The following is a 12064-nucleotide window of genomic DNA, read 5'->3' as shown; positions in this document are numbered from 1 at the left end:
AAGCTAAGCCAAAAATATCATCATCGCGGTGAAGAAGACCGCGAAACTTTGAACGAACAACCGGAAATCATTGTTCGAAAAGATCGTGACGGGCTCGCGGTGCGCCGCAAGCGCGGTCCGCAGTTCGCCCTGCCAGTCCACCGGGGCGCTGAGCCGCGCTATGACCAGTCGCCTTGCGCCATGTTCGCGAATGCGACCGCGAATGTCGATATGATCGTCCGAGTCCATGCGATCGAGGCTAGAACGATGTTAACGAGTCGATAAGGTTAAAAGAGTGTTAACGCGCGACCGTCCCGCCTCGGGACGCTTTGCTGCCCGCATCTTAACGGCCCGGTATCGGCCGAACGCGAATCTGGCGGCCGTCCTTGGCGCCAATCTGGAAAGGTCTGCATTTCGCAGGCTTCATGCGGGGGCCAAGGCACAATCGCACTTCGTCGAGCCACCCCTGCCTATTGGCCGACACCGCGATCATCGGCGCGCTCACCCCAGGATTCGCCGCGGCAAAGGCACGCCGGATGCTTCCAGCGGTCTGCGGTTTCGCGCCCAATGCCTTCATATCGGGATAACGCACTGCCCGGAACAATATCTCGGCCGATCGGAAATAGGCTGCCGGATTCGGGCTCATGCACGTCCCGTGCTTGGCCCATTCGTGCTGGAGCAACTGGGCCGACGGCGTCATGCACATATGCCGACGCAGGACGGGCTGCGGCACGATCTTCGCCGGGCGGCACCATTGCGGGTAACCGGCATCGTCGGTCTCGGGCCACAAGCCATGGAGCACCCAGCCAAAGCGGCCATTCTCGCTCGAACATTGAAAGCGGTCTCGCGCATCGCGCGGGTTGCGGACATCGGCGCAATGTTGCGGCGACCAGCTCAGGCTCAGCAGATAGCCGGTGACTGCCGACTTTCGTACGGGTTCGCCGCGGCGCGGTTGTTCGAGCCGCGGAACCGAAACCCGTTCGGGCGCCGAACATGTCGTCGATTGCGCCTGAACCACGACGGGTGCCAGCGCCAGCGCGGCGGCGCTAAGCCAGCGCAAAATCGAGCCCGACGTCGGCTGCCGGCGCCGACTGGGTCAGCCGTCCGACCGACACATAGGTCACGCCCGTCTCGCCGATCGCGCGGATCGTGTCGAGCCGCACCCCGCCCGACGCCTCGGTCGGAACCTTGCCGCCGACCAGGCCGACGCATTCGCGCAGTTCCTCGAGGCCCATATTGTCGAGCAGCAGGTGCGTCGCGCCGGCGTTGAGCGCCGGTTCGACCTGCGCCACGCGGTCGACCTCGACAATGATGCTCGCGATTCCGGCTGCGACAGCGCGCCGAACGGCTTCTTCGACCGACCCTGCGACCGCGACATGATTGTCCTTGATCATCGCCGCGTCCCACAGGCCCATGCGGTGGTTGGTTGCGCCGCCCATACGCGTCGCATATTTCTCCAGCACCCGCAGGCCCGGAATCGTTTTGCGCGTGTCGAGCAACGTCGCGCCGGTCCCTGCCAGCGCATCGACATATTGCCGCGTCATCGTCGCGATCCCCGACAGATGCTGCACGGTGTTAAGCGCCGACCGCTCGGCGGTCAGCATCGCGCGGGCATTGCCCGACAGCCGCATCAGGTCGCTGCCGGGTGCAACCTGCGCGCCCTCCTCGACAAATATTTCGATCTCCATGGCAGGTTCGAGCGCGCGAAAGAAATGTTCGGCGATCGGCAGCCCCGCGACGGTGATCGCATCGCGGCTGTCCATGACGCCGCCGAAACGCGCATCGGCGGGAATCGTCGCCATCGACGTGATATCGCCCCCCGCCCCCAGATCCTCGGCCAACGTGGCGCGAACAAAGGCATCAAGGTCGAAATCGGGCAGGGAAAATTGGGTCATGGACCTGCGATAATCAGCCTGCCCAGCAAATCAACTTGACGTTTACGTTAACTAGCGCTGACATGGGTGCAAATAGACGAACTGGAGAGGTCCCCATGCAATCCCCGATCTGCGCGATGCTCGACATCGAATTCCCGCTGCTTGCCTTCTCCCACTGCCGCGACGTCGTCGTCGCGGTGTCAAAGGCCGGCGGCATGGGTGTCTTCGGCGCCGCATCGCTGCCTCCCGAGCGGCTCGAGGAGGAATTGGCATGGATCGACGCGCATATTGGCGGGAAACCCTATGGCGTCGACCTGATCGTCCCCAACAGTTTCGCCGGAAAAGGCGAGATGCAGCGGGATACCCCGCCTATTCCCGACGAGCATAAGGCGTTCATCGCAGGCCTGCTGGAAAAGCATGGCGTCGATGGCGATGACCTTTCGCTGCCCGGCGCGATGCGCAGCAGCCTGGGCGACAATATGAGCGACGACGGCGCCGCACGTCTGCTCGAAGTCGCGTTTCGCCATCCGATCAAGCTCATCGCCAATGCGCTCGGCGTTCCGCCGCCGCTGATGCTTGAACTCGGCAAACGCCACAATGTCCCCGTTGCGGCGCTTGTCGGGACACGCGACCATGCGCTCGCCCAGGTCCGTGCCGGCGTCGATATCCTGGTCGTCGCCGGCGGCGAAGCGGGCGGCCATTGCGGCGAAGTCGCCACAATGGTGCTGGTGCCCGAGGTCGCCGCCGCCGTCGAAGCCGTCGGCGCAAACACCCCGATCCTCGCCGCCGGCGGCATCGTTACCGGACGCCAGATGGCGGCCGCGATGGCGATGGGCGCGCACGGTGCGTGGACCGGATCGGTCTGGTTGACCACCGCCGAGGCCGAAACCAATCCCGTTGTGAAGGAAAAGATGCTTTTGGCGTCGTCGCGCGACACGGTAAGGTCAAAGAGCCGTACGGGCAAACCATCGCGCCAGCTGCGTTCGCCATGGACCGACGCGTGGGAAGCCGAGGGCGCACCCAAGCCGCTGCCGATGCCGCTGCAATCGCTGGTCAGCGAACCCGCGCTGCGCAAGGTCGATAAATTGTCGGAAGGGGGCCATGAAGGCGCGAAAGCGCTCGCTACCTATTGGGTTGGCCAGGGCGTCGGCCTGATGAACGAAGCGATGGGTGCCGGACAGGTCGTGCAAGAATTCAAGACCGACTGGATCGCCGCGTGCGAACGGCTGAACGGCTTTATCGGCGATTAGGAAGTACCCGGGCCAAAAAAATCCCCGCCGGAGCGGGGATTTTCCTAAATCAGCTGACGGTCGCCTTGACGATCTTGCCGGGCTCGCGCGGCGGCTCGCCCTTGGGCAAGGCATCGACATTTTCCATGCCTTCGATCACTTCGCCCCAGACAGTATATTGATTGTCGAGAAAGCGCGCGTCGTCGAAACAGATGAAGAACTGGCTGTTCGCGCTGTTCGGGTTCTGCGCCCGCGCCATCGAGCAGACACCGCGAACATGCGGCTCGCTGCTGAATTCCTGCGGCAGATCGGGAAGCTCGCTGCCCCCCATGCCGGTACCCGTCGGGTCGCCGCCCTGCGCCATGAAGCCCGGGATCACGCGGTGGAACACGACATCGTCGTAAAACCCTTCACCGGCGAGGCTGCTGATGCGCTCGACATGCTTGGGTGCCAGGTCGGCGCGAAGGCGGATGACAACATCGCCGGTCGACAGCGAAAGCGTGAGAGTGTCGGACATGCTAGAACTCCTGTGGTCTGTGTTGGCGGTCCCATAGCCGGGGCGGCCGTCAAAGCCACGCATTAAATCGCGAAAAGGCGTTCGCAGCGTTGCCATCGGCTGGTGGCGGCACTAGGGGAAAGGTCGCACGCCGCAATTGTCAGGGAGGACCGCGCGATGGATAAACGCGAAGATTCCCTGCCGCCCGAAGACGTCACCATCGCCGACGACCGCGACCGCGAACAACCGGCACGCGAAGCCGAAACCGAACTCGATGAGGATGATCGGCTGAAGCCCGAATTCGTCCGCGACGTCATCGAACTGGCCGAGGCGGGCGAAGGCGAAGCGGCGCGCGAGCGGATCGGCCGCCTCCATCCCGCCGACATCGCCGACCTTTTCGAACTCGCGCGCGCCGACGAGCGCCCGATGCTTGCCGCGGTACTCGGCAACATGCTCTCCGCCGACGTGCTGGCGGAAATGAACGATTATGTTCGCGAAGAGCTGATCGACCTTCTCGCGCCGGAGCAAGTGGCCGAACTCGCATCCGAACTCGATACCGACGACGCCGTCGCGATCATCGAGGATATGGAGGCGGACGAGCAGCAAGCCGTTCTTCAGGCGATGGAACCCGAAGATCGCGCCGCGATCGAGGACGCCCTCTCTTTCCCCGAGGAATCCGCCGGTCGCCTGATGCAGCGCGACCTCGTCGCGGTGGCAGAACATGTCAGCGTTGGCGACGTCATCGACCGGCTGCGCGAAGATACCGACCTCACCAGCGATTTCTGGGAAATCTTCGTCGTCGACCCGATGCATCGTCCGGTCGGCAGCTGCCAGCTGAGCTGGATTCTGCGCACCCCGCGCGACATCGCGATCAGCGACGTGATGAAACGCGAACAGACGCTGATCCCGGTCGACATGGACCAGGAAGAGGTCGCGCTGCGCTTTCAGAAATATGCGCTGATCTCGGCAGCCGTCATCGACCGCGGCGGACGGCTCGTCGGCATGATTACCGTCGATGACATCGTCCATATCATCCAGGAAGAGGCGGGCGAGGACATCCTGCGCCTCTCGGGCGCTGGCGATGGCGATATCAACGAGCCGATCCGTGAGACATATAGCGCGCGCGTTCGCTGGCTGATTGCCAACCTCGGCACGGCGCTGCTCGCTTCGTCGATCGTCGGATTTTTCGGCGGCGCGATCGAGCATATGGTCGCGCTGGCGGCCTTGATGCCGATCGTCGCGGGTGTCGGTGGCAATGCGGGAACGCAGACGCTGGCGGTGACCGTCCGCGCGCTGGCGATGAACCAGCTCACCGACTCGAACAGCTGGCGCGCGATCTGGCGCGAAATGAAGATTGCACTGCTCAACGGCGGCACGATTGCGCTGCTTGCGGGCACGGCCACCGCGCTTTGGTTTGGCAGTCCGCAGCTAGGCGGCGTCATCGCGGCGGCGATGGTCGTAAACATCTTTGTTGCCGGCGTCGCGGGTGTCGCGATCCCCCTCATCCTCGACAGGCTCGATCAGGATCCCGCCGTCGCAAGTTCGATTTTTGTCACCATGACGACCGATTCCATGGGATTTTTGGCCTTCCTCGGCCTTGCGGTGCTCAGCGGACTGACGACGCTGTAAGAACAAGTATTTGAAATTAAATCGATTCAAAAAGCGGCGAAAAAAAATTCATCCCCGCGATTTTTTTTTGGAACTTATCGAACATTTCGGTCGTTTCCCATTCGAGCAGCGGTCATCGCCCCCCCGCAGCGCTGCTCAGCAACATTGGCCCGGCCCGCATTCCCTCCCCCCCCTCGAAGCGTGCCGGGCCATTTTGCGTCTAATCCTGAGAGGTAGAAATATGACGAGTTACCGCGCAATCCTTCTCGCTCTGATGGCAAGCTTTCTGGTCGCTGGCTGCAATACGGTAAAGGGTGCCGGTCGCGACATCGAATCTGTCGGCCAGGCTGGCAGCGATGCCATCGACTAATCGGGACTGAGAATAACTTACCCTAAGCCTCTTCGAGAGGCTCGACAGGCGCCTCTTCGGCGCCTGTTTTGCGTCGGCGCTGGGTAAACCAGATCGCCAGCAGCGACATTTCATACAGGAACACCAGCGGCACCGCGAGCAACAGCTGGCTCAGGATGTCGGGCGGCGTGAAGACCGCGGCAATCGCAAAGGCCGCAACGATCATATAGCGGCGCGCCGAAACCAGCTGCTCGCGCGTCACCAGCCCCGACCGTTCGATCAGCATCAGCAGGATCGGTAGCAGGAAGGCGATGCCGAACGCCATGATGAACTGCATCGTGAAGCTCAGATAATTGCCGACCGTCGGCAGGGCTTCTTGCGTGATCCCGCCAATGTCGCCTTGATATCCGAGCAGAAATTTGAGCGCGATCGGGATCGTGATGAAATAGGCGAAACTCGCGCCGGTCGCGAACAAGACGGGTGTCGCCAGCAGGAAGGGCAGCAACGCCCGCTTTTCCTGCTTGAAGAGCCCCGGCGCGACGAATTTCCAAAGCTGATTTGCGATCACGGGAAAGGCGATCATCATCGACGCGAACAGCGCGACTTTGATTTCGACGAAAAATGCCTCGAACAGCTGGGTATAGATTAGTTTACCCTGTCCCGCACGGACCAGCGGCTGGACGAGAACACCGAAAATCGGCTTTGCATAATAAAGGCACACGCCAAACGCGAGGCCGATCGCCAGCAGCGACTTCAACAGGCGCGAGCGCAGCTCGATCAGATGGTCGAGCAGCGGCATCTTGCCGCCGCCGCCATCCTCATCTCCGGCTGCAACGGTTGCTTCGTCGGTCATGGCAGAGGGCCGTCTTTGGGCGGGATCGCGTGCGTTTCGGGCGGGGTGGCCGCCGCCGCCTCATCGACTTCGGCGTCGGTCACAGGCTCCGTACCTGTTGCAGGCGCCGATGAGGCCGCGTTTGACGAGCTCATGTCATCGATGCGCGGAAATTCACGCATGATCGCGTCATTCTGGTCGCGCCACTGTTTCTCAAGCTCTTCGAGTTCTGCCTCGCGCATCATCGTGTCGAGCCCAGAGCGGAAATGCCGCGCCATACCGCGGGCCTTGCCCATCCATTTGCCGACAAAGCGCATCGCCTTGGGCAGGTCCTTGGGGCCAATAACCACCAGGGCCACCACCACGACGAGCAGCAACTCGGTGGGCGCAACATCGAACATTTAAGAGCCCAATCCCCGCAGTCGGCTGAAAATCAGCGGTTTTCGGTTTCCGTGGTGGGGGTCGGCGTCGCAGTCAGATCCGGCGCTCGCTGGCCTTCGATATGCTTGGGCGCGGGCGTCGGCGCGTCGTCGTCGGCCATGCCCTTCTTGAAGCTTTTGAGACCCTTGGCGACATCGCCCATCATGTCCGAAAAACGGCCCTTGCCGAACAGCAGCAGGACGAGAATCCCGACCACGAGCCAGTGCCAGATGCTGAAGCTACCCATCTTAAATTCTCCTTGAGGCGCTCATCTAAGCCTCTTCGCCATCTTTTACTAGGTCCAGCTCGCCCATCGCATCCTCAAAAGCGAGGTCGACCGGATCGAGCAGCCCTGCCGCACGCAAATCTTCGATTCCCGGCAGGTCCTTGCGGCTGGTGAGGCCAAAATGTTGCAGGAAAGCGTCGGTCGTCTTGTAAATCAGCGGCCGCCCGGGCACCTCGCGCCGTCCGGCGGGCGCGACCCATTCGGCCTCCATCAACACGTCGAGCGTTCCCTTCGAGGTCTGGACCCCACGGATCGCTTCGATTTCCGCCCGACTCACCGGTTCGTGATAGGCAATAATCGCAAGCACTTCTGCCGCCGCGCGCGACAACTTGCGTGGGTCATCGCGTTCGCGGCGAAGCAGATGGGCGAGATCGGCTGGCGTCTGGAAATGCCAATGTCCGCCGCGTTCGACGAGTTCGATGCCGCTGCCGGCGTGGCGGGCCGCAATCGCCTGAATGATCATACGCACGTCGCCGTGTGTCATTTCGCGGCCAAGCCGCGCCGTGACCTGCCGCGCGTCGAGCGGTTCGTCGCTGGCGAACAGCATCGCCTCTATCGCGCGCTCAAGATCATCGATCATGCTTCTGCAGCCTTCAGATAGAGAGGTTCGAACGCGCCATCCTGTTTCAGGTCGAGACGCCCCTGCCGTGCCAGTTCGAGCGCCGCGACGAAACTCGACGCGATGGCGGATCGGCGCAACGGGCCGTCGTAGTCGGGCGGCAGGAAATCGGAAAGCTCGGCCCAGTCGAGCTTTACGCCCAGCATCCGCCGCAGGTGATGAAGCGCCGCGTCGAGCGAGATGACCGGGCGACGCGAAACCATATGCACGACAGGTTCGCTGCGCAGCTTGACCTGCCCGTAGGCCGAAAGAAGGTCGTACAGGCTGGCGTCCCAACGCCGCAGTTTGACATCGCGCAGACCTTCGGGTTTCGCGCGGAGGAATACGTCGCGGCCGACACGATCACGCGCGAGCAGTCGCGCAGCCGCCTCGCGCATTGCCGCCAGTCGCTGCAGACGGAGTTGGAGACGCAACGCCAGCTCGTCCGGCGACGGATCCTCGAGCGGATCCTTGGGCAGCAGCAGCGCTGATTTAAGATAGGCGAGCCATGCCGCCATCACGAGATAATCGGCGGCCACCTCCAGCTTCAATTCGCGCGCCTCGGCGATGAAAGTCAGATATTGTTCGACGAGCGCGAGGATCGAAATTTGCTTGAGATCGACCTTCTGGCTTCGCGCGAGAGTAAGCAAAAGGTCGAGGGGGCCTTCCCAGCTTTCAAGCGAAAGCTGGAAGGAATCCTCGCGCTCGGGCGCTGCCGGTGCGATGTCGAAATCGAGCGGCAGTTCCTCCATCGCGGGTCAGGCTAAGGCCAGCAAGGCGTCGCGCTGATCGACGAGCGTTGCGAAAGCGCGTTCATCATTATCGCCCGCGATCCGGTCCATCGCGCCTTCAAGCCGCGCGCGTGAAACGGTGCTGATCGGATCGAGCACATTCGCGATCCCGATCATGTCGTCCATTTTTCCCCAGCAATTGAGCGCGATGTCGCAGCCGGCGGCAACGGCCGCCGCGGCGCGCGATGGCACGTCGCCCGACAAGGCCTTCATGTCGAGATCGTCGGTCATCAACAGGCCATGGAAACCGATGCGCTGGCGGATCACGCTGTCGATGACGATGGGCGAGAGCGTCGCGGGAAGATCTGGATCCCACGCTTCGAATATCACATGGCAGGTCATCGCCATCGCAGCATCACGCAGCGCGGCAAAGGGCGCGAGATCGGTTTGCAGATCGCGGTCGGGCGCGGTGACGGTCGGCAACGCTTCATGCGTGTCGAGCAAGGCGCGGCCGTGGCCGGGAATATGTTTGACGATGCCGACGACGCCGCCCGCTTGCAGCCCGCCGAGGATCGCACGGCCGAGCGCCGCGACGCGCATCGGTTCGCTGCCGAGCGCGCGATCGCCGATCACGTCGCTCGCGCCGGGCTGACGGACGTCGAGCAGTGGCAAGCAGTCGACGGTGATGCCGACTTCCGCCAGCATGACGGCGAGCGCCATCGCGTTGAGCCGCGCGGCCTCGATCGCACTGGCAGGCGCCCGGTCGTACAGCGCGTCGAACGCCGCGCCGCTCGGGAAATTGGGCCATTCTGGCGACTTCATACGCGCGACGCGTCCGCCCTCCTGATCGATCAGGATCGGCAGGTTGGCACGTCCGTCGAGACTGCGCAGCTCATCGGTCAGACGCCGCACCTGATCGCGGTTTTCGATGTTGCGCCCGAACAGGATATAGCCAGCCGGGTCGCTGTCGCGAAAGAAGGCGCGCTCGTCATCGGTGAGGGTCAGGCCCGACAGACCGAAAATTGCGGGTATCATCGTGCGTCAATCTCCATCGGCGACCGCTCCCTCATGCTGCAACCCGGACAGGATCATGCCATAGCGGCGGGATTGCACCAACGGAGTCTGCGGCCAAGCGGGCCGAATCAGCGAACGACGACGCAATTTTCACCGGCAACGCGCAATTTTCCGCACAAATTCGTGGCATTAGCCGTGGTTCCCGCCGAAACACGCAGACGATAGACGGTGCCATTGCCAACTTTGGCTGGCGAAACCGATTTGTTGAGGTCGGCCAGATAGGCGAAACGTTTCGACAGGTTCGTCCACGCCTTGGCGGCCGCGGCGTCGCTGCTGAACGCACCGAGCTGGATCATTCCAGATCCCGAGGTGGTCGGCGCCGCCTTTGCGTCGGCATCGGGCGTCTTGACCGACGTCGCTGCCTGCTTGGCATTTGCCTTGTCCGCGGGAGTGGCCTTGGCCGCTTTCGCCGCTGCTGCCTTGTCCGCCGCGCTCTTGGTCACCGCGGCTTCGCGCTCTTGCGGTGTCACGGCGGGCTCTTCGGGCATGCGGGTCGGGTCGACTTTGCCCGCCGGCTCGGCGCCTTCGCTGGCCGAGAAGCTGGCGTCGCCTTCACCTTCGAAGGTCTTCGCGCCATCATTTTTGGGGGCGACCTTGTAGTCGCCCTGTTGCGCCGCGATCAGCTCGCCCTTGCCGCGTGCGCCGCCATTCTGGATCCACCAGAGGCCGCCCAGCACCGCGCCGATAAGCAGCAGCCCGCCGAGCACCATCACCAGCAGGCGCGCGGGCGACACCTCGCCATCTTCTTCGAACCCGTCGGCCGCTTCGAGCCAGGGCAGCCGGTCCTCGTCTTCGAGGCCGAGACCCGTGTCCCCCTGCTCTGCGTTCTTGTCCCCGGCCATCAGATCATCTCCTCGAGCGCCTCTACCCCCATCAGGTGGAGCCCGTTGCGGATAACCTGCCCGATTCCGTCGGCCAAATAAAGGCGCGTCGCGGTCAATTCGGGATCATTGTCGAGAACGATGCGAAGCCCCGGATCGTCGTTACCCAGATTGTACCAGGCATGGAACGCCGCCGCGACATCGGCGAGGTAGAAGGCAATCCGGTGCGGTTCGCGCGCCGACGCCGACGCTTCGACGATCCGCGGGAACTGTGCGAGCAGCTTCACCAGCCCGAGTTCATGCGCATTGAGCCGCTCCGGCGCGGGCGCGGGCAACACAATCCCGGCATCGGCGGCCTTTTTGCGCAGACGTGAGATTCGCGCATTGGCATATTGAAGATACCATACCGGGTTGTCGCGCGACGCCTCGACCACCTTGGCAAAGTCGAAATCCATCTGCGCGTCGGCTTTCCGCGTCAGCATCGTGAAACGGACGGCGTCCTTGCCGACCTCGTCGACGACATCGGCGAGCGTCACGAAATTGCCCGCGCGCTTCGACATTTTGAACGGTTCGCCGTTCTTGAGCAGCCGGACCATCTGCACCAGTTTGACGTCGAAGCGGGTCTTGCCGCCGGTCAGCGCCGCGACTGCGGCCTTGATCCGCTTGACCGTCCCGGCATGATCGGCGCCCCAGATGTCGATCAGTTCGTCGGCGTTCTGGCTTTTCTGGAAATGATAGGCGAGGTCGGCGCCGAAATAGGTCAAGCTGCCGTCCGACTTCTTGATCGGGCGGTCCTGATCGTCGCCGAACTGCGTCGAGCGGAACAGCGGCAGCACGACAGGCTCCCAATCCTCGGGCGTTTCGCCTTTCGGCGCTTCGAGCATGCCATCATAGACGAGATCGTGGTCGCGCAGCCATTTTTCGGCGGCGGCGGGTTTGCCCTCGGCCTGCAGTTCGGCCTCCGAAGAGAATAGATCGTGATGGATACCAAGCTTCGCGAGATCGGCGCGGATCATATCCATCATCGCGCTGACCGCCTCGGCGCGGAACAGGCCGAGCCATGCGCTTTCGGGCGCACCAACGAAGCGGTCGCCATATTCGACCGCGAGCTTGCCGGCGACGGGCATCAGATAATCGCCCGGATAGAGCCCGTCCGGGATCGCGCCGATATCCTCGCCCAGCGCTTCACGATACCGCATGTGCACCGACCGGGCGAGCACATCGACCTGGCCGCCGGCATCGTTGACATAATATTCGCGGATCACCTCGTGCCCCGCAAATTCGAGCAGGGCGGCGAGCGCATCACCGACGACGGCGCCGCGGCAATGGCCGACGTGCATCGGACCGGTCGGGTTTGCCGAAACATATTCGACGTTGACCCGGCGCCCCTGCCCCATCGACGAACGACCATAATCATCGGTTTCGCTGAAGATCAGCGCCAGTTCGTCCCGCCAGCTGTCATCGGCAAGGCGCAGGTTGATAAAGCCGGGCCCGGCTACGCTCGCCTCGGTCACTTCGTCCAGCGCGCCAAGTTCGGCGACGAGCAGATCGGCGAGCGCGCGCGGGTTCATGCCCGCGGGCTTTGCCAGCACCATCGCCGCGTTCGTTGCGACATCGCCATGCGCCGGGTCGCGCGGCGGCTCGACGCTGATCGCGTTGCGGTCGAGGCCGCCTGGCAGGGCATCGCGGGCGGCGAGAGCGTCGAGCGCGGCGCCAATATGGTCGGAAAAACGGCTGAACAGGGTCACGGGCTGGGCCTATCTTCGA

General features: G+C 63.2%; 15 protein-coding genes. 3 read left to right on the top strand and 12 right to left on the bottom strand.

Features of this window, described 5'->3' with window-relative positions; translation table 11 throughout:
• Positions 1-3 precede the first annotated feature (3 nt).
• The 3 genes from AC3A43_RS05115 to nadC all read right to left on the bottom strand — a co-directional run bounded on the left by AC3A43_RS05115 (position 4) and on the right by nadC (position 1874).
• Positions 4-228, bottom strand: a complete 225-nt coding sequence (locus AC3A43_RS05115; protein WP_487791445.1) for a hypothetical protein — start codon at positions 226-228, stop codon at positions 4-6.
• 94 nt (positions 229-322) lie between these two features.
• Entirely contained in the window at positions 323-1039 is a 717-nt protein-coding gene (locus AC3A43_RS05110) for a ribonuclease T2 family protein (protein ID WP_487791444.1), read from the bottom strand.
• A complete protein-coding gene (nadC, locus tag AC3A43_RS05105) occupies positions 1026-1874 on the bottom strand; it encodes a carboxylating nicotinate-nucleotide diphosphorylase (protein WP_487791443.1) in 849 nt (282 codons plus the stop codon). Before nadC ends, AC3A43_RS05110 begins: the two co-directional genes overlap by 14 nt.
• Positions 1875-1969: 95 nt before the next feature.
• Here nadC and AC3A43_RS05100 point away from each other — a divergent pair, with 95 nt between their 5' ends.
• Positions 1970-3103, top strand: a complete 1134-nt coding sequence (locus tag AC3A43_RS05100) for an NAD(P)H-dependent flavin oxidoreductase (RefSeq protein ID WP_487791442.1) — start codon at positions 1970-1972, stop codon at positions 3101-3103.
• A gap of 49 nt (positions 3104-3152) precedes the next feature.
• Here the strand turns inward: AC3A43_RS05100 and AC3A43_RS05095 are convergent, their stop codons facing one another.
• On the bottom strand, positions 3153-3599 hold the full coding sequence (locus tag AC3A43_RS05095; RefSeq protein WP_487791441.1) for a peptidylprolyl isomerase: 447 nt from the start codon (positions 3597-3599) through the stop codon (positions 3153-3155).
• Between the two features lie 156 nt (positions 3600-3755).
• Between AC3A43_RS05095 and mgtE the strand changes: the two genes are divergently transcribed.
• Together mgtE and AC3A43_RS05085 are read left to right on the top strand one after the other, a co-directional pair.
• Entirely contained in the window at positions 3756-5207 is a 1452-nt protein-coding gene (mgtE, locus tag AC3A43_RS05090; protein WP_487791440.1) for a magnesium transporter, read from the top strand.
• Between the two features lie 220 nt (positions 5208-5427).
• Positions 5428-5556, top strand: a complete 129-nt coding sequence (locus AC3A43_RS05085) for an entericidin A/B family lipoprotein (protein WP_037515306.1) — start codon at positions 5428-5430, stop codon at positions 5554-5556.
• A 22-nt stretch (positions 5557-5578) separates the two neighbouring features.
• On the opposite strand, the gene tatC is transcribed toward AC3A43_RS05085, so the two are convergent.
• The 8 genes from tatC to argS all read right to left on the bottom strand — a co-directional run bounded on the left by tatC (position 5579) and on the right by argS (position 12045).
• Positions 5579-6388: a twin-arginine translocase subunit TatC gene (tatC, locus tag AC3A43_RS05080; protein ID WP_487791439.1), complete on the bottom strand. Its 810-nt coding sequence runs from the start codon at positions 6386-6388 to the stop codon at positions 5579-5581.
• The gene (gene tatB / locus AC3A43_RS05075) at positions 6385-6768 is read right to left on the bottom strand and encodes a Sec-independent protein translocase protein TatB (RefSeq protein WP_487791438.1); all 384 of its coding nucleotides are present in this window, start codon (positions 6766-6768) and stop codon (positions 6385-6387) included. The genes tatC and tatB overlap by 4 nt, the downstream gene beginning before the upstream one ends.
• 32 nt (positions 6769-6800) lie before the next feature.
• Positions 6801-7034 carry a twin-arginine translocase TatA/TatE family subunit gene (locus AC3A43_RS05070; RefSeq protein ID WP_487791437.1) on the bottom strand — a complete coding sequence of 78 codons (234 nt, stop codon included), beginning with the start codon at positions 7032-7034 and terminating at the stop codon, positions 6801-6803.
• 25 nt (positions 7035-7059) lie between these two features.
• On the bottom strand, positions 7060-7653 hold the full coding sequence (gene scpB, locus AC3A43_RS05065) for an SMC-Scp complex subunit ScpB (RefSeq protein WP_487791436.1): 594 nt from the start codon (positions 7651-7653) through the stop codon (positions 7060-7062).
• On the bottom strand, positions 7650-8423 hold the full coding sequence (locus AC3A43_RS05060) for a segregation and condensation protein A (protein ID WP_487791435.1): 774 nt from the start codon (positions 8421-8423) through the stop codon (positions 7650-7652). Before AC3A43_RS05060 ends, scpB begins: the two co-directional genes overlap by 4 nt.
• A gap of 6 nt (positions 8424-8429) precedes the next feature.
• Positions 8430-9437 carry a beta-N-acetylhexosaminidase gene (gene nagZ, locus AC3A43_RS05055; RefSeq protein WP_487791434.1) on the bottom strand — a complete coding sequence of 336 codons (1008 nt, stop codon included), beginning with the start codon at positions 9435-9437 and terminating at the stop codon, positions 8430-8432.
• A gap of 107 nt (positions 9438-9544) precedes the next feature.
• Positions 9545-10318 (bottom strand): SPOR domain-containing protein, encoded by a 774-nt coding sequence (locus AC3A43_RS05050; protein ID WP_487791433.1) that lies wholly within the window; start codon positions 10316-10318, stop codon positions 9545-9547.
• On the bottom strand, positions 10318-12045 hold the full coding sequence (gene argS / locus AC3A43_RS05045; RefSeq protein WP_487791432.1) for an arginine--tRNA ligase: 1728 nt from the start codon (positions 12043-12045) through the stop codon (positions 10318-10320). Before argS ends, AC3A43_RS05050 begins: the two co-directional genes overlap by 1 nt.
• Between the last annotated feature and the right edge of the window lie 19 nt (positions 12046-12064).

It is taken from the genome of Sphingopyxis sp. Soil_C_28 (genome assembly GCF_057657055.1).
This window is presented reverse-complemented; position numbering and strand designations above follow the sequence as displayed.